Origin of the sequence: Sphingomonas tabacisoli, assembly GCF_042678385.1 — a bacterium.
Lineage (GTDB): Bacteria > Pseudomonadota > Alphaproteobacteria > Sphingomonadales > Sphingomonadaceae > Sphingomonas_B > Sphingomonas_B tabacisoli.
This window is the reverse complement of record NZ_JBHUDY010000001.1, coordinates 951,772-968,845: the sequence shown is the minus strand read 5'-3', so window position 1 is coordinate 968,845 and position 17,074 is coordinate 951,772. Positions and strand designations below refer to the sequence as shown.

At 66.8% G+C, this 17,074-nt stretch carries 16 protein-coding genes; 3 read left to right on the top strand and 13 right to left on the bottom strand.

The window, feature by feature from the left end:
• Positions 1-15: 15 nt before the first annotated feature.
• From ACFSCW_RS05270 to ACFSCW_RS05260, 3 genes are all read right to left on the bottom strand, one after another.
• Positions 16-1,422, bottom strand: coding sequence for a sensor histidine kinase (locus ACFSCW_RS05270; protein WP_380887613.1), 1,407 nt, complete (start codon positions 1,420-1,422; stop codon positions 16-18).
• Complete coding sequence (locus tag ACFSCW_RS05265) at positions 1,422-2,099, bottom strand: response regulator transcription factor (protein ID WP_380887611.1); 678 nt, start codon at positions 2,097-2,099, stop codon at positions 1,422-1,424. The genes ACFSCW_RS05270 and ACFSCW_RS05265 overlap by 1 nt, the downstream gene beginning before the upstream one ends.
• A gap of 64 nt (positions 2,100-2,163) precedes the next feature.
• The gene (locus ACFSCW_RS05260) at positions 2,164-3,192 is read right to left on the bottom strand and encodes an aspartate-semialdehyde dehydrogenase (RefSeq protein ID WP_380887609.1); all 1,029 of its coding nucleotides are present in this window, start codon (positions 3,190-3,192) and stop codon (positions 2,164-2,166) included.
• 151 nt (positions 3,193-3,343) lie between these two features.
• Here ACFSCW_RS05260 and ACFSCW_RS05255 point away from each other — a divergent pair, with 151 nt between their 5' ends.
• Positions 3,344-4,228, top strand: coding sequence for a hypothetical protein (locus ACFSCW_RS05255; protein WP_380887607.1), 885 nt, complete (start codon positions 3,344-3,346; stop codon positions 4,226-4,228).
• A gap of 53 nt (positions 4,229-4,281) precedes the next feature.
• On the opposite strand, the gene ACFSCW_RS05250 is transcribed toward ACFSCW_RS05255, so the two are convergent.
• The 10 genes from ACFSCW_RS05250 to ACFSCW_RS05205 all read right to left on the bottom strand — a co-directional run bounded on the left by ACFSCW_RS05250 (position 4,282) and on the right by ACFSCW_RS05205 (position 15,319).
• Positions 4,282-6,081 (bottom strand): tetratricopeptide repeat protein, encoded by a 1,800-nt coding sequence (locus tag ACFSCW_RS05250; protein WP_380887605.1) that lies wholly within the window; start codon positions 6,079-6,081, stop codon positions 4,282-4,284.
• A 28-nt stretch (positions 6,082-6,109) separates the two neighbouring features.
• Positions 6,110-7,072 carry an aldo/keto reductase family protein gene (locus ACFSCW_RS05245; protein WP_380887603.1) on the bottom strand — a complete coding sequence of 321 codons (963 nt, stop codon included), beginning with the start codon at positions 7,070-7,072 and terminating at the stop codon, positions 6,110-6,112.
• Positions 7,073-7,133: 61 nt separating this feature from the next.
• Positions 7,134-7,763: a hypothetical protein gene (locus ACFSCW_RS05240; protein ID WP_380887601.1), complete on the bottom strand. Its 630-nt coding sequence runs from the start codon at positions 7,761-7,763 to the stop codon at positions 7,134-7,136.
• Positions 7,764-7,962: 199 nt separating this feature from the next.
• Positions 7,963-9,477 carry a benzoate-CoA ligase family protein gene (locus ACFSCW_RS05235; protein WP_380887599.1) on the bottom strand — a complete coding sequence of 505 codons (1,515 nt, stop codon included), beginning with the start codon at positions 9,475-9,477 and terminating at the stop codon, positions 7,963-7,965.
• Positions 9,470-11,836, bottom strand: a complete 2,367-nt coding sequence (locus ACFSCW_RS05230) for an oxidoreductase (protein ID WP_380887597.1) — start codon at positions 11,834-11,836, stop codon at positions 9,470-9,472. Before ACFSCW_RS05230 ends, ACFSCW_RS05235 begins: the two co-directional genes overlap by 8 nt.
• Positions 11,833-12,225, bottom strand: coding sequence for a RidA family protein (locus tag ACFSCW_RS05225; RefSeq protein ID WP_380887595.1), 393 nt, complete (start codon positions 12,223-12,225; stop codon positions 11,833-11,835). Before ACFSCW_RS05225 ends, ACFSCW_RS05230 begins: the two co-directional genes overlap by 4 nt.
• A gap of 1 nt (position 12,226) precedes the next feature.
• On the bottom strand, positions 12,227-13,036 hold the full coding sequence (locus tag ACFSCW_RS05220) for an enoyl-CoA hydratase family protein (RefSeq protein WP_380887593.1): 810 nt from the start codon (positions 13,034-13,036) through the stop codon (positions 12,227-12,229).
• Positions 13,033-13,482 carry a MarR family winged helix-turn-helix transcriptional regulator gene (locus ACFSCW_RS05215; protein ID WP_380887591.1) on the bottom strand — a complete coding sequence of 150 codons (450 nt, stop codon included), beginning with the start codon at positions 13,480-13,482 and terminating at the stop codon, positions 13,033-13,035. Before ACFSCW_RS05215 ends, ACFSCW_RS05220 begins: the two co-directional genes overlap by 4 nt.
• Positions 13,479-14,195, bottom strand: a complete 717-nt coding sequence (locus tag ACFSCW_RS05210; protein ID WP_380887589.1) for an SDR family NAD(P)-dependent oxidoreductase — start codon at positions 14,193-14,195, stop codon at positions 13,479-13,481. The genes ACFSCW_RS05215 and ACFSCW_RS05210 overlap by 4 nt, the downstream gene beginning before the upstream one ends.
• A 53-nt stretch (positions 14,196-14,248) precedes the next feature.
• Complete coding sequence (locus ACFSCW_RS05205; RefSeq protein WP_380887587.1) at positions 14,249-15,319, bottom strand: aspartyl protease family protein; 1,071 nt, start codon at positions 15,317-15,319, stop codon at positions 14,249-14,251.
• 177 nt (positions 15,320-15,496) lie between these two features.
• Between ACFSCW_RS05205 and ACFSCW_RS05200 the strand changes: the two genes are divergently transcribed.
• Both ACFSCW_RS05200 and ACFSCW_RS05195 read left to right on the top strand, forming a co-directional pair.
• Positions 15,497-16,054: an isochorismatase family protein gene (locus ACFSCW_RS05200; RefSeq protein ID WP_380887585.1), complete on the top strand. Its 558-nt coding sequence runs from the start codon at positions 15,497-15,499 to the stop codon at positions 16,052-16,054.
• Positions 16,051-17,034: a GlxA family transcriptional regulator gene (locus ACFSCW_RS05195; RefSeq protein WP_380887583.1), complete on the top strand. Its 984-nt coding sequence runs from the start codon at positions 16,051-16,053 to the stop codon at positions 17,032-17,034. The genes ACFSCW_RS05200 and ACFSCW_RS05195 overlap by 4 nt, the downstream gene beginning before the upstream one ends.
• Positions 17,035-17,074 lie beyond the last annotated feature (40 nt).

The following is a 17,074-nucleotide window of genomic DNA, read 5'->3' as shown; positions in this document are numbered from 1 at the left end:
AGCCGGGGTCCCGCTTTAAGAAAAGAAGCTGGATCCCGGATCAAGTCCGGGATGACGATGAAGCGTCGCGTAGTCGCGCTTCGTCGCGCGGACGTGGTCCCCGACCGGGAATTTCAGAGTTATCAGCGCGCCACCCTCGGGTCGGTTTGCGATCGTCAGGGAGCCGCCCATGGCCGACATGACGCGCTTGACGATCGCGAGGCCCAGGCCCGCTCTGTCGGACCGGCTGTGATCCTTGCGCCAATACCGCTCGGTCGCGTGCCCGATATCGGCGCTCGCCATTCCCGGGCCGTCGTCGGCGACGGTCACCGATCCGCCGCGGCCGACCGCCACCGTGATCGCGGTCTCCACGGGCGTGTGGCGGACCGCATTGTCGATAAGATTGGCGATCGCCCGCACGGCCAACTCACGCCTGCCCCAGACCCGGACGGGCGTGGCGCACGCGTCGAACGCCACGCTATCGCCTCGCGCGATGATCGCCGGCAGCGCGCCGTCCACGGCCGTCTGTGCCGCTTCGCCGAGATCGAATACCTCGTTCAGGGCCCCGTCGAGCTGCTCCAGCGTGGCCAGCTCGAAAAGCTGCGCGACTACATGGCCGGCACGGTCCACCAGCCGGGTCAGCCGATGTCGAAGGTCGGCGTCGGGCACTTCATCCAGCCCAAGCTTGATCGTCGCCAGCGGCGTCCGCAGTTCGTGCGCGACATTGCCCACAAACTCGTTGCGTGAGCGGACGCTGTTTTCCAGCCGGTCGAGCGCGCCGTTCATCGCCGCGGCCAAAGGCGCCACTTCGCTGGGCAGACGATCGGCACGGACGCGGCGGGCCGGCATTTCCGGGCCGATCGTGTCCGCCACGCTCGCCTCGGCGCGGATCGCAGCCGTCGTCCGATGGGCAAGGAGCATGCTGCACAGCATCAGCAATATGAGGATGGGCGCGAGGATCAGCAGAAAGACCGAGACGAAATCGCGCACCACGTCGTCCGTGATCGCGCCCGGCGAGCGCATGTCATGCGTCGTGACTATCCGCAGCCATCGGCCATGAATGTTGGCGCGTGAGACGAGCGTATAGCTGTCGCCATCGCGGAAAAATGCCTGCCTAGTGGTCCGGCCGGCGTGGGTGAGTATGGCTTTCGGCTCGTGCCCATCGATCAGCACGCCCCCGCGATCGTCCAGCACGGCGAAGAAATGGCCGCCGAATGGGTTGGCATAGGCCGAACCCAGCCCGTTCGGCATGACACCGGCAGCACTGTCCCCCAGCTCGTCGGCGATGCCGTCCGCCTGCGCCTCCAGCGCGAACCTTTGATAATGCGCAGCGATCCGCTGAAGCAGCACGGTGCTTCCCAGCGGCACCAGCAGCGCCGCACCGATCAGCGTCACGATATTGGCGGCGATGATCTGGCCCAGCAGCGAGCGGGGCAGACGCATCAGGCGGGGATCGGCCGCAGCACATAGCCGATGCCGCGGATCGTCAGGATCTCGACGCCGGCATCGGCTTCGGCCAGCCGCTTGCGGAGCCGCGACATGGTGACTTCAGTCGCATTGGCTTCGTTCGGCCCGCTTGCCCCGAATAGGGCCTGTTCTGCCTGCCGCTTGGAGACCGAGCGGCCGGGGCGCGAGGCGAGGAGCTGAAACAGATCGAACTCGCGCCGGGTCAGCCCGGCCGATCGCCCATCGACGACCGCCTCTCGTGCGGCGTGGTCGATGACGACGTTTCCGATCCGTCCGAACGGTCCCGCCACTCCTGCCTGACGCCGGGAAATCGCCAGGATGCGGGCGTGGAGCTCATCCAGGTCGAAAGGCTTGGGCAAATAATCGTCCGCGCCCATCGACAGGCCCTTGATGCGATCCGCCACTGCGCCGCGCGCGGTCAGCACGATGACCGGGATCGGGTTTTTGTCGCGCCGCAGCTCCTCCAGGAAATCGCCGCCGTCGCCGTCCGGCAGGCCCAGATCGAGGATCATCGCGCCGTGGCTGTTGTCGTCGAGCTTGCGGCGGGCTTGATCCAGGGTCTCGGCCATGTCGGGATGCAGGCCGCGGCGGCGCAGAAAGGCGCCCAGCGCGTCCCGAAGGTCGGGATCGTCCTCGATGACCAGGATGTTCATGGCGTCGCGGCTAAGACGCCGGGCCCTCGTCCGACCTCAGTCCAACGCCGGAAAAAGTTTCCGGTCAGGCCGCTTTCTTCAGATGCCGACGCCCCAGCAGCTCCGCGATCTGCACAGCATTTAGCGCCGCGCCCTTGCGGAGATTGTCGGAGACGACCCACATCGCGAGGCCATTGTCGACCGTCGGGTCCTCGCGGACGCGGCTGACATAGGTGGCGAATTCACCGACGCACTCGATCGGCGTCACATATCCGCCGTCCTCGCGCTTGTCGACGAGCATCACGCCCGGCGCTTCGCGGAGGATGCGCTGGGCTTCGGCGGCGCTGATCTCGTTCTCGAACTCCACATGCACCGCTTCGGAATGGCCGACAAAGACGGGCACGCGGACGCAGGTGGCGACCACCTTGATCTTGGGATCGAGGATCTTCTTCGTCTCGACCACCATCTTCCACTCTTCCTTGGTCGATCCGTCGTCCAGGAACGTGTCGATGTGCGGGATCACGTTGAACGCGATCTGCTTGGTGAACTTCTTCGGCTCCGCCTGCTCGCCGACGAAGATGTTGCGGCTTTGCTCGAACAGCTCGTCCATGCCGCTCTTTCCGGCGCCCGACACCGACTGGTAGGTGGCGACGACGACGCGCGTAATCTTCGCCGCATCGTGCAGCGGCTTCAGCGCCACCACGAGCTGGGCGGTCGAGCAATTCGGGTTCGCGATGATGTTCCTGGCGCGATAACGGTCGATGTCGCCCGGGTTCACTTCCGGCACGATCAGCGGCACGTCCGGGTCCATGCGGTAGAGCGACGAGTTGTCGATCACCGTGCAGCCGGCGGCGGCGAATTTGGGCGCGTAGACCTTCGTCGCTTCCGATCCGATCGCGAACAGCGCGATGTCCCAGCCGGCCGGATCGAAATGCTCGATGTTCTGGACCTTGATCATGCGGCCGGTGTCGCCCAGCTCGACCTCGTCGCCCTGGCTGCGCGAGGAGGCGACCGCGGCGATGTCGTCGATCGGAAATTCGCGCTCCGCCAGGATGTTGAGCATCTCGCGCCCGACATTGCCCGTCGCGCCCGCGACCACCACCCGGTAACCCATAACGTCCTCCAAAACGTCCGCATCCGGACTTTTGCATGTTCATGTGCGGACAGTTCGATTACACTCGTAGTCGAAAACCCGCGGAAATCCGTGGGCCAGCGCTTTGGCCCGGCTTTTGCGTGAAGGCCAGAAAGAAAAAGCGGAGGACCCGATGAAATTGGCTTTAGCGATGGCGATGCTGGCGGGATTGGGCGCGGCGACGGCGGAACCCCAGGCAACGGCGACCGTGACCGCGACCGCGCGTGCGGAAGCGGCATTCGCGGTGGACGCGCCCTGGACCGCGACCGTGGGCAAGAAAGACCCGACGGAGCTCCACATCAACGTGATGGAGCGCGAGCATGGCACGCTCGGCGTCTCCGTGCCGCTTGCCGACCTCGCCGGGCTGACCGGGGCGGAGCTCTACGGCACGGGCAAGCCGGTGACGTTCGTGTTGCGGCGGGAATCGGGGACCGTGACGTTCACCGGCCGGTTCGCGAACGGGACGGGCCAGGGCACGCTGCATTATGCGGCCGACCCGGCGTACTTCGCGCGCGTGCAGGCGCTGGGCGTGAGGAACGATCTCCTCCGGGAACGCGCGAACGTGCTGGCGCTGCCGCTGCTCGACGTGCGCAGCGACTATATTGCGGCAATGCATGGCGAGGGCGCGTTCGCGGACCTCAGCGACTATCTCGGCATGCGCGCGCTGAACGCCAGGCCCGAGGTGGTGCATGAGCTGCGGGTGCTGCTTGGCGCGCCGCTGCGCGCGTCGGACGTGCTGTCGGTGACGGCGCTCGGCGTCACGCCCGATTATGTGCGTGAGATGAGCCGGGCTCTGCCGGGCGTGAGCGCGCGCGATCTGACCTCGCTGAAGGCGTTGGACGTCAGCGCGGACTATGTCGGCACGATGCGCGCGGCGGGCGCCCGCATCCGCTCGGCCAGCGACGCGCAGAGCTTCCGCGCGCTCGGCATTTCGCCCGAAGCGGTGAAGCGCGCGATCGCGCACGGCAAGCCGAACCCCAGCGCGTCCGACGTCATGGAAATCAGCATGCGCTATTGATCCGCCGCGGCGCCGCGACGGACGGGGCGGTCGTCAAGGGGAGGACCGCCCCGTTACGCCGGCAGCGCGTCGAAGGCGACGGTGAGGCGCGGCTGCTCGCTCTCGAATGGCAAGGTACCGTGCCAGAAATAGGACGGGAACAGCACCAGCCGTCCGACCTGCGGCTTCTCCACCCGCCGCGTGGGCAGGTCGACGGCGAGCGCCGGGTCGGAAGCGCCGAAGGTAAGCGCTCCGGCCTCGCCCCGCCCCACGTCCGGCGGCAGACTGACGTAGAGCGCCGAGCTCATCCAGCCGTTTTGGTGGATGTGGCCGATGTGAAAGCCTTCGCTGCGAAGCCGCACCGACCAGGATTCGGCGAACGAAATGCCGGCCGACTTGCGTGACAGGAACGGATGGCGCGGGTCGTCTGGCAAGCCGCGGAGCGCCTGCTGCACGCCGGTCCTGATCTGCGCTTTCAGACGGTCGATCAACGGGTCCTTGCGGTCGAACAATCGTCCGCGCGTCTGCGTGCCGCCGCGAAGCGACCGATCGGCCGGATGGTCGCGCGTCGTGTGCATGGCAGTGAGCCGCTCGGCCAGCTCGTCGAAGAAGCCCGGCGCGGCGTCGAGGTCGACCGGCGTCACCAGCCGCTGGTAATCGGCCAGCCAGAATTCGCGCGTGTCGTTCAGCAGCCGCCAGATGATTGTCAGCAACGCCCAGGGCGCCTGATCGAACGGATCGAGCTGTGTCGCCTTGAGCGCGTGGGCCTCGGCCTGCTTCGGGTCGCCCGCCGCGGTCAGGCAATGCGCGAGATGCTGATGCGCACGAGCATGGTCTGGCGCAGCGTCTATCACTTCCCTGAGCAGCGCGATCGCCCGATGATGGTTGCCCATGCGCGACAGCGCCACGGCGCGCATGATTCGGAGGTCGGGCTGCGGACCGATCAGCCCTTCCGCTTCCTGCCCCCAGGCGGCGAGCTGGACATAGTCCTGAACGGCCAGAGCCGAGCGCAGCGCCGATCCCCACAGGGCTTCCGAATGAGGCCGTGCCCGGAGCGCGCCATGATAGGCGGACAGCGCTTCCGATCCCCGCCCGATCTGCGGCAGCAGTCTCGCCAGCGTCTCGTGCGCGTCGAGCTGTTCGGGCACTTGCTGGACGATATTGCGATACTCGTCGGCCGCTTCGTCGTGCCGGCCGACATCGCCCAGCAGATGCGCGCGCAAGGTCGCGGTCTCGGGCGGCACCGGGCCCATCCGCAACCCCGTCTCCGCGATCTCCAGGGCCTCCTCCGGCCGGTCTTCCTCGCGCAGCACGACGGCCAGATTGTGCCGGCTGCGAATGTCCTCCGCGTCGACTTCGAGAGCGCGGCGGTAGGTTTGCGCCGCCGTGTCCGCGTTGCCGCGCTTCTGCTCGAGCGCCCCAAGCGCCGACCAGCCGCGCGCCACGCCTGGAGCGGCGCGAATGGCCTGCCCCAGCGCCGCTTCGGCGATGTCGAACTGCCCGGCGCTGGTCGCCACGATGCCGAGATTGATCCGGAAATCGTTATTGTTGGGTTGCAGCGCCGTCGCCTTCTGCAGCGCGTCTACGGCCTTGTCGCTCTCGCCGAGATCGTCGAGCAAATTGCCGTAGCTGTTCCACAGGCCCGGATGATCCGGCGACAGAGCGAGCGCCTGTTCAAACGTGTCCCGCGCATCCGTCCAGCGGCCAAGCCCCTGCAGCACCAGCGCCCGCAGGAACAGGCCGTTCTGGTGCTCGCGGCTGTGTGTGGGCAGCGCATCGAGGCGAAGGAGCGCGCCGGCGGCGTCGCCGGACTGGAGCTGGGCATTGATCGACTGGAGGTCGCGCAGGTCGGTCGGGGAAAGCGGACGAAGCATGGCGGCCTCTGTTACGGCCGCCGCGCCGTCACGCAAGCTGCCGCGTTCGCTCCAGCGCCTCGGCAGCGATGCGCTCCGCGTCGGCGAACAGCGCCGGATCGACGTGCGCACCGGAGGCCGCCGCGTTTTCCTCGACCTGCTCGGGCCGGCTCGCGCCGATGATCGCGGAGGCGACGTTCGGTTCCTTCAACACCCAGGCGAGCGCGAACTGGCCGAGCGTCAACCCAGCCTGTTGGGCGAGCGGCTTGAGCTGCTGCACCGCCTCCAGCACCGGGCGCTGCATCCAGCGGTCAATGAAGCCGTTCATCTCGTCATTGGTCGCGCGGGTGCCTGCGGGCGGCGGCGCATCCGGAAGATACTTGCCCGTCAGGACCCCTTGCGCGAGCGGCGACCAGACGATCTGCGAAATGCCGTTCTCGCGCGACAGCGGAATGATCTCCTCTTCCGGCCGGCGCCACAGCAGCGAATATTGCGGCTGACTGGAAACGAACTTCTCCGCACCCGGAACGGCGAGCGCCGCGCGAATCTGCTCCGCCGGCCATTCGGAAAAGCCGAGATAGCGCACTTTCCCCGCCTTCACCGCGTCGGTCAAAGCGAGCATCGTCTCCTCGATCGGCGTGTCAGGATCGGGGCGGTGGCACTGATACAGGTCGATCACATCCACGCGCAGCCGCTTCAGCGACGCATCGAGCTGCTTTTCGACCTGCGCGCGTGACAGGCCGCGGTCGGTCTCCGTCATCGGGAAGAACAGCTTGGTCGCGATGATGTACTTGTCGCGCGGGACCCCGCTGAGCACCTCGCCCAGAAAGCTCTCCGCCGCCCCGCGGCCGTAGATGTTGGCGGTGTCGATGAAGTTGATGCCCAGATCGAGCGCCCGGTGCACGCAGGCCGCCGCGCGATCCGCCTCCACGCCCACGCCAAAGGTGAGCCAGGAACCCAACGAGATTTCGGACACGTGGAGATCGCTCGATCCGAGCTGGCGGTAGCGCATGGGGAGACTCCTTTGCTGCCCGCCCTTTATGCCCGAACGCCTATTGCGTTCCAGCACTCGTTCAGAACGGCATCGGCTGGTTCTGCGCCACCTGCTCGAAACGCTTTGCGTCGGACGCCCAGGCATCGCCGCGCTGGACCGCAGCCAGCAGCGACGCGTAATTGCTCGCCACCCAGCATTGCAGCCGCGGCGCGCGCTCGGCATCCGCGATCACCGCGCGGCACCGGGCAACGAAAGCGTCCGCCTGTGCGCAGAGATCGGGATCGATGCTCATCGGGCTATCGTCGGGATAGCGTTGCCTTGCGCGATAGCGGAACGCGGCCGGCAGGGGTGCGCTCATTTCCCACGCAAGCGCGGGCATCGGCAGGATCGGATAATCCGATCCGAACGCCAGCAAATGCGGGCTAAGGTCGATCAGGCGGTCGTTCGCTTCGACCCAGTAATGCGGGTGGGGCTCCTTGCCCGATCGGAACCCCTGCAGCGCCTGCCGCGATCCGTCCGGCGCAGACACCAACGCGGCGAACTGGCCGCCAACCAGCACCGGGTCGGCACCGGCGTCGCGCAGCAGTGCGCGCATTCCGAAGGCGGAAAAGGCGCAGCGGCGGTAGAAATCATCGGGGAAGGTTTCGAGCAGGCACGCTTCCACGACACCAAGCATGTGCTCGATTGCCGCCAGATCTCTCCCACTCATTCAGCGGCGCCTGCCAAGGGCAAACGCCACCGCGCCGCGCCCGCCAGCGCGCCACGTGCATCCATATCCGGAGCCCCCCTGCTCCTGACAGATTGGTTACCGATCTGTTAAATTCCGTATTGGATAAAAACGACATTATTGGAAGAATTCGCCAGCAAATCAGAGATTAACAGTGTTCGAGGCGATGGCCGCGCTGGCTTCATCCGAACCGTATTTTCAATGTCTTGCGGTCGAGCTTGTCGCGGTCGTTGCGCGGCAGCGGCGCGTCGGCGAATAGCACCGCGCGCGGCGCCTTGTAATGGACGAGCCGCTCGCGGGCGAAGGCGATCAGCTCCGCTTCCAGCGCGGCTGAAGCCTCGGCGCCAGCGCGCGGCAGCACGATGGCCACCGGCTTTTCGAGACCTGCCTCGTCCCTCTGCCCCAGCACGCAGCACTCGCCGACCGCTGCGTGCTGGGCAAGGACGTTCTCGACCTCGATCGGGCTGACATAGATGCCGCCCGATTTGATCAGGTCGTCGCCCCGGCCCTCGTAATACCAATAGCCCTCCGCATCCTGGCGGAATTTGTCGCCACTGACGATCCAGCCGCCGCGCAGATGCTCGACCGACTTGGCATAGTCGGCGTGATAGCAGAGCGCTGCTGACGCCCCTTTCAGCCACAGCGTGCCGACATCGCCTTGAGTGACTTGCTGGCCGTCATCGTCCAGCAGCTTGGCCTCATAGCCGGGCACCAATCTGCCGAGACTTCCCGGCCGGATGTCGTCGGGATGGTTGCTGATATAGATGTGGAAGCTCTCGGCGCTGCCGATGCCGTCGACGATCGGGACGCCGAACGCCTCATCCCAGCGATCGTGCAATTCGCGCGGCAAAGCCTCGCCCGCGCTCCACATGAAGCGGAGACTGGAGAGGTCGCCACGACGGTCGCTTTCCAGCATCCTGTGAATGAGCGTCGGCACGCTGGTGAACACCGTCGGCCGATGCCGCTCGATCAGATCGAACAGCAGTTCCGCGCTCGGCTGTTCGCGGAACAGGATCGTGGTCGCGCCGGCCGCGAACGGGAACATCAGGTTGGTGCCGGTCGCATAGCCGAAATACAGCCGCGCACCGGAGATCGTCACGTCGTCGGGGTGCATGCCGATGAAGCGCTTGGCATAGACTTCGGTGTTGAACGGGAAGTGGCCGTGGCTGTGGACGGCAGCCTTGCTCTTGCCCGTCGAGCCGCTGGTGAATAGCCACACGGCCGGGTCGTCGCGCCGCGTCGGCCAGGGCTCTGCATCGGGCGAGATCGGGCCGGACAGCCAGCTTTCGAAATTGCCGATGACGCCCCGCCCGTGCCGCGACCGCTTCGCCGCCGCCCCGAACGCCTCCGCGCTCGCATCATCTACGAACGCGAACTGCGGTTTCACATAATCCAGATAGTAGGCGTAATCGGTATAAGGCAGCAGCGGATTGACCTGCGTGACCACCGCGCCCGCCTTGATGGCGCCGAACCAGGCATAGACGAATTCCGGGCAGTCGCGCATGCAGACCAGCACGCGCTGCTCGGGCAGCAATCCTTCCGTGATGAGCCGCCGCGCGACGTGCTCCACCTTGTCCCGCACCTCGGCGTAGGTGATCGTCCGGCCTTCGAAGAGGATGGCCGTCTTGTCCGGCGCACCCGCGGCCAGAAACCAGTCCGCCATGTTGAAGTCTTCGGGAAAGGCGGGCTCATCCATGCTGCCGCTCCGCATGACTATAATGACGGCGGTTCGGACGGGCGCGGGCGTTCAGCTCCGCCAGCTTCTCGTTCACCTTCTTCGCTTCCCGATAAAGCTGATATTCGCCCGAACGGAGCTGGACCGGCCAGTCCAGCGAAACACCGCAGGCGGTCCTAACACCGTAATGGCCGGCCGCAGCCCTCGCAAAGAACGGATTGTTGAGCATCGGCCGGGCGAGCGCGCACAGATCCGCGCGGCCGGCGGCGACGATCATGTTGATCTGCTCCGGCATCGTGATGTCGCCGACCGCGATAGTCGGGATGGCGGCCGTCAGGCGGATGAACTCGGCGAACGGCGTCTGCCACATGCGGCCATAGACCGGCCTCTGCCACGGCACGGTCTGACCCGACGAGGCGTGGATGATGTCGGCGCCGGCGGCTTTGAAAGCCTTGGCGATGATCGCGACATCCTCGGGCGTGATGCCGCCTTCCGCCCAATCCGAACAGGACAGGCGCACCGACATCGGCCGGTCCGCCGGCCAGACCTCCCGCATCGCCATGAACACTTCCAAGGGGAAGCGGGCGCGGTTGAGGGCGCTGCCGCCATAATCGTCGGTGCGGCGGTTGGTCAGTGGCGAGAGGAAGCTCGCCAGCAGATAGCCGTGCGCCGCGTGCAGTTCGAGCATGTCGAACCCGGCGCGCGCGCCTCGCACCGCGGAGGCGACGAAACTGTCGCGAATGTCGTGCATCCGTGCACGGTCGAGCTCGATCGGCACCGGCGAGGCATTGTCGAAGTAAGGCAATGGCGAGGCCGAGAAGACTGGCCAATTGCCCTCGGCCATCGGCAGGTTTTCGCCCAGCTCCGGCACATTCGTCGAACCCTTGCGCCCGGCATGGCCGAGCTGCAGCGCGACCTTGGCCGGCGTCGCCGCGTGGATGAAGCCGACCAGCCGCGTCCAGTCCGCTTCCTGCGCATCGCTCCATAGGCCGGTGCAGCCGGTGGTGATCCGTGCATCGGGCGTGGGGCAGGTCATCTCGGTGAAGATCAGCCCCGCTCCACCCAGCGCCCGCGCGCTGTAGTGGCTGAAATGCCATGGCGTCAGGTCTCCCTCGATCGCGCTATATTGCGCCATCGGCGCCATCACGACGCGGTTCGGAATCGTCAGGCCGCGCAGGTCGAACGGGGTGAACATTGGCGTTGGCCGATCCGACGGATCACGGCCGGTCCGATGTCGATATCGGGCGTAGAATTCGTCCTCGACCACCTTCAGGAACGCGGGATCGCGCAGACCGATATTGTCCCAGGTCAGCGCCTTGGCGCGCGACATCAGCGAGAAGGCGAATTGATAGCGCGGCTTGCACCAATGGAGCGGCATGTCCTCGAACCAGCCCAGCGACACTTGCGCGTTGTGCTGGGTGATCTCGACCGGCGTCCGCCGCGTGCGTTCGTAATTGGCAACCACGGCATCGAGGTTCGACTGATGCACGACGACCGCATCGGACAGCGCCGCGGCGCATTCCATCGCCAGCTTGGTGCCAGAGCCGATCGACCAGTGCGCCGTCGCCTTCGCGTCGCCCAGCAGCACCATTTGGCCCGCGCGCCATGACGCGCAACTGATCGTCTGAAAGCTCCGCCAGATCGAGCGATTGGTGATGAAGCCATGCTCGCCGAGCGGCCCGGCGAAGATCGCCTCCAGCGCCCGCGCGCTTTCCTCCTCGCTCATCCCGTCGAAGCCGTGGGCCGCCCAGGTCTCCGGCGTCGTCTCGATCACCCAGGTCGAATGACCCTGTTCATACTGGTAGGTGTGCGCGCAGAAGTGACCGAGTTCGGTCGCCACGAAGAAGAAGGTGAAGGCGTCGAGCGGGCGCGTCGAGCCGAGCCAGCAGAATTTATTGCGTGTCTCGACTGCTCGCACGCCGAACGCCTCGGCATTGGCGGCGCGGATTGGGCTGTTCACCCCTTCCGCGACGACGACCAGATCGCAATCGGCGAAGCGGGTTTCGATCTCGGCGGGATCGACATGTTCTTGAAAGTGCAGGCCGACGCCCAGCGCGGCGCAGCGCTCCTGCAGCAGCCGCAACAAGGTCTGCCGCGAACAGCCGGCGAAACCGTTACCGCCGACGACGGTGCGGTCGCCCGCATGCTCGATGGCGATATCGTCCCACCAGGCGAAGTTCGCCCGGATCGCATCGTAGGAGTCCGGGTCCGCGCTCAGGAACTCGTCGAGCGTCTCGTCGGAGAACACGACGCCGAAGCCGAATGTGTCGTCGGCGCGGTTCTGTTCGTAAACGTCGATGGTGCAGTCGGGCAGGCGCTTTTTCGTCAGCAGCGCGAAATAGAGCCCGCCCGGACCCCCGCCGATGACGGCGATCTTCACGGCACCACCGCCGTTGTCTCAATCTCGACCTTGGCCGCATCCTCGACCAGCCCCGAAACTTCGATCACCGCCATGCAAGGGAACACCTTGCCGAACACCTCGCGCCACGCCGCGCCGATCGCCACTTGGGCATCGACGTACTCGCGCTTGTCGGTGACGTAGCAGGTCATACGCACGATATGCGCCGGCTCGGCCCCGCCCTCGGCCAGGATCGCGCGGGTGTTGAGCAGCACTTGCCGGAACTGGCCGGCGAGATCGTCATGCTCGAACCGCTCTTCCGCGTTCCAGCCGACCACCCCGGCGGTGAACACCAGCCGGCCGCTCGCGGCGATGCCGTTTGCATAGCCCTTGGGGCGCGGCCAGCCGGGCGGTTGCAGGAGCTGGTGCATCTCAATCGCCCTCGAACACCGGCGTCCGCTTCGCAGCGAACGCCTCGTAGGCCCGCTCGAAATCCCTGGTCTGCATGCAGATCGCCTGCGCCTGCGCCTCGGCCTCGATCGCCGTCTCCAGGCTCATATTCCACTCCATGTTGAACTGATTCTTGGTCATGCCGTTGGCGAAGCCCGGCCCCGCAGCAATCCGCCGCGCCGCCTCCAGCGCATGATCCTCCAACCCGTCCGCCGCCACGATATCGTTGAACCAGCCCCAGGCCTTGCCTTCCTCCGCGCCGAACGACCGGCCGAAGAACAGCAGCTCGCTGGCCCGTCCCTGCCCGATGATCCGCGGCAGCATCGCGCACGCGCCCATGTCGCACCCTGCCAGCCCGACCCGATTGAACAGGAACGCCGTCTTCGCTTCGGGACTTGCGTAGCGCAGGTCCGACGCCATCGCGATGATTGCGCCGGCGCCCGCACAAACGCCGTCCACCGCCGCGATGATCGGCTGCGGGCAGGCGCGCATCGCCTTCACCAGATCGCCCGTCATCCGCGTAAAATCGAGCAGTTCCGGCATCGACATGAGCGTCAGCGGCGCAATGATCTCGTGCACATCGCCGCCCGAACAGAAATTCCCGCCGCGGCTGCCGAATACCACCGCTTTCACGCTCCGCGCATAGACGAGCGCCCGAAACGTATCGCGCAGCTCCGCATAGGAGTCGAACGTCAGCGGGTTTTTCCTCTCCGGCCGGTCGAGCGTGATCAGCGCCACACCCGCGTCAAATCGCCAGCGGAAATGGGTCGGCGCGAAGCTTTCGGGGTTCATGCGGCTTCCTTCTCGAAAGGCGGCTGGAGCGCGCCGAGCAGCGCGCGGAGCTGGGCGATCTCGGCCGGGCCGAGCGCGGCGAACGCGCCGTCGATCCAGCGCCGGTTCTCGGCCGCCATCGCCGCGAACAGCGTCCGGCCTTCGGCGCTCAGGCGAAAGATCGCGACGCGCTTGTCGTTCGCGCCCGTCCGCCGCTCGACCAGCCCCGCCGCGACCAGCGGCGCGGTGACCTGCGTGGTATTCCCTTCGGTGACTTTCAGCCACGCGGTCAGCCCGCCCGCGGTCAGCCCCGCCTCTCCCGCCCGGTCGAGCGCCGCCAGCACGTCGAACCGCGCGAGCGACAGTCCGAAGCGCTGCTTCAGCCGCATGTCGACGCCCTTCTTGATCGCGTTGGCGGTGCCGAGCAGCGCGAGCCAGGCGCGCAGCGCATCGCGGTCGCCGCTCATGCCGTCTCGCCGCCGTCGATCAGGATCGCCTGCCCGTTTACGCCCGCCGCCCCGTCGCTCGCCAGCCACAAAGCCGCCACCGCAACTTCGTCCGGCGCGATCAGCCGCCCCATCGGGTTGGTCCTGGCGAAGGACGCCTCCACGTCGCTGCGCCCGGTCTTCGCCGTCACCCGGTCCATCGCCCCGCGCAGCATCGGCGTGTCGGTATAGCCCGGGCAGATCGCGTTCGCCGTGACGCCGGTTTTCGCCAGCTCCAGCGCCAGCGATCGGACCAGCCCCAGCACGCCATGCTTCGCCGCCGCATAGGCGCCGGCATAGGCATAGCCCTTGACCGACGCCGTTGACCCAATGGCGATGAACCGCCCCCAGCCCCGCTCGATCATCGGCGGCACCGCCGCCTTCGCGCACAGCCACACGCTGGTCAGGTTGAGGGCCAGCATTCGATCCCAATCGGCGCGCGCGGTGCTCAGGGTCGGCGCGGTCGCCGCTCCGCCGGCGTTCGCGACGAAGATGTCCGCCGGCGGCATGTCCGCAAGCGCAGCCTCGTCGCACACATCGATCTGCACCCACGGCAGGCCGCTCGCCTCGAGCCGCTCCCGATTGCGCCCCGCGACCAGCACCTCCGCGCCCGCCTGGTGAAACGCCCGGGCGATCGAGAGCCCGATCCCGCTCGATCCGCCGGTCACCAGCACCCGTCTGCCCGTCAGCGCCATGCTGCGATGCTATGATATTTTAGGATTAAAGCAATCCCGCTGGAGCGCCGCCGCTATCGCTTGCAGGTCTCGTTATTCCCGCCGGATGACAGCCGCGTCAGCGAGGCTGAGTAAGTCGTGCTGAGCGTAATGCCCGTCGACCCGCAGCGTTTGAGCTGGAAGCGCACCTTGCGCGCGCGGAAATCGAGCGAGACGCGGCGGAACGTCTCGAGGATGTCGGTGCCCAGCAGCAGCGCCGGCTTGTCCGAAAGCTCGAACACCGCGAACGGCGGCACCTCGGCAAAGGCGATCGGCACGTCCCGCAGCAGGATGGTGCCGACGCGCAGCTCCGCGACGCGCGCCAATTGCAGGTTGACGGTCACGCCCGTCACGCCGGTCACGGCGATCGTAGTGAATTTGTCCGGAAAGCGCCGGATGAGCTGGTCGCGGAGCGCCAAATTGCCGATCGTGATTTCCGAACCCGTGTCGATCACCGCGTCGATCGGTTTGCGGTTCGCGGTCACTTGGGTGAGGATGAGCTGCCCGCGCCGGCGCCGGGCGACGACGACGATCTCGCCGTCCATTGCCCGAGGCGGCGGCAGTTTCGCATCCTCGACCTTGATCACCCGGGTCTCGAAATCCATCATCAGCCGCTGCTCGACCAGCGCGTCGATGCCGATCATGCCGTCGCCGCCCAGATCGCGTTCCTGCAGCGACGGCAATTGCAGGTTGTTGATGGTGCTGTTGCCCAGCTCCAGCGTGTCGACATGCACGCGGTCGACGCGCGTCGTTTCGGTCATGCCGTTCAGCAGCACCGGCGTGCCCAGTGGCAGTTGCAGCAGCCGCGCGACGCGCGCCCCCACCACCGAGCTGTCCGCGCCGCTGTCGACGACGAAGCGGTATGGTCCCTGACCATTCACCTTAACAGCGACGGTCATCCGGGTGCGGACCTTGCGCGCGTCGATGTCGTTGCCGCCGATCGCCAGCGTATCGTCGATCACGGCCGGCGGCAGCGGCGGCATGATCGCGCCTTCGGGCAGCGGCTTGCGCTTGGGTGCCGCAGCGCCAACCGGGCCGGCCGCGAGCACCAGCCCCAGCGCCAGCAGGGTCATGCCTCGCTTGGCGCGCCTTACGACCCGAAGCATGCACACCGCTCCGAACTCATCCCATCCACTCCCGCGCCGAGTGTGTTCCCGCCACTGCCGCATTGCAAGCATCGGCGTGAGATGGCGTGAATTGTCCGAATTCAGTCTCGTCCATGTATATTACCGTTGTTGCCGGGCATGTAGCTTTCGGTCCGGAATTGACCGATGGAGACTCCCATGATCGACACAGCCCTTCTCGTCATCGACGCCCAGCAATCCTTCCGGCACCGGGATTATTGGGTCGAGGACGAAGCGCGACGCTATTTCGCCGAACAACAGCGGCTGATCGACGGATGCGCGGCGGCCGGGGTGCCGGTGCTGCAGATCTTCCATGTCGAGGATTCGGGCGTTTTCTCCGACGCCAGCGGCCTGGTGCGGACGATCGATCCCCTCCGCATCGATCCGACAGCGACGTTTCGCAAGCATGTGCATAGCGCGCTGGTCGGATCGGGCCTGGAGGATTGGTTGCGCTCGGCTGGCGTCCGCCGCCTGATCGTCAGCGGCATCCGCACGGAGCAATGCTGCGAAACGACGACGCGTCATGCCTCCGATCTGGGATTTGCGGTCGATTACGTGACCGACGCCACGCTCACCTTCGCGATGCGCCACCCGTCGGGCGGGCTGTTCTCGGCAGAGGACATTCGCGTGCGGACGGAGTTGGTGCTCGCCGGACGGTTCGCGACCATCCGGACCGTCGACGAGGTGCTCGGCGAACTGACGCCGCTCGCGGCATGACGCGTCGCGTTCCCCTGACCGTCGCGCTGCAGCCACGCACGCTGCTGTTGGACGTCGCGGGGCCGATGGAGGCGGTGCGCAAGGCAAACCTGATCCAGGACGAAGTGCGGTTCGACGTCACCTATGTCGCCGCCACGCGCTACGTTGCGACCTCGATCGGACTGACGATCAGCGGATTGGCGGCACTGCCAGCACACCTGCCCGAGCAAGCGACGGCCGTCGTCGCCGGCTCTGCATCGTCGGCGCTCGGCATCGAAGACGAGCCTACTGGCGAAGACGGCGAACTGACCGACTGGCTTGCCGCTGTCGTCCGGCCGGATCACCGCCTCATCACGATCTGCTCCGGGGCGATCGCCGCCGGGCGTGCTGGGCTGTTCGACGGGCTGCAATGCACGACGCACCATGATTGCATCGCCGAGCTGCGCGCCGTCGCGCCGGCAGCGAAAGTACTGGAGAATCGCCTGTTCGTGGAGGACCGCGGGCGATGGAGCAGCGCCGGCATCACGGCCGGCATCGACCTGATGCTCCACCTGATCGCGACGGAAGCCGGGCACGGCGTCGCCGCCGCGGTGGCGCGCTACCTAGTCGTCTATCTCAGGCGCGAAGGCGGCGATCCGCAGCTTTCGCCCTGGCTCGACGGACGCAACCATCTCCACCGGACCGTTCACCGCGCGCAGGACGCCGTCGCGGCCGACCCGGCGCGGGACTGGTCGGTCGCGGAATTGGCGAGAGCCGCCGGCGCCAGCCCGCGCAACCTGTCCCGGCTGTTCAACGAACATACGGGAATGAGCGTCGGCACCTATGTAGCTCGGCTTCGCGTGGCGTTAGCCCGCGAGCTGCTGACGCAGACGCAGCTCGACATGGAGCGCGTCGCCGAACGCACCGGCTTCGGCTCCTCGCGGCAGCTCCGCAGGGCATGGCGCCGCATGCATGATCAACCGCCCCGCGCGCTGCGTTCGGCCGGCGTGACGTTCACGTAGCAGACATTATCGCGAAGCTAGCGGCGCCCGTAACGGAGGT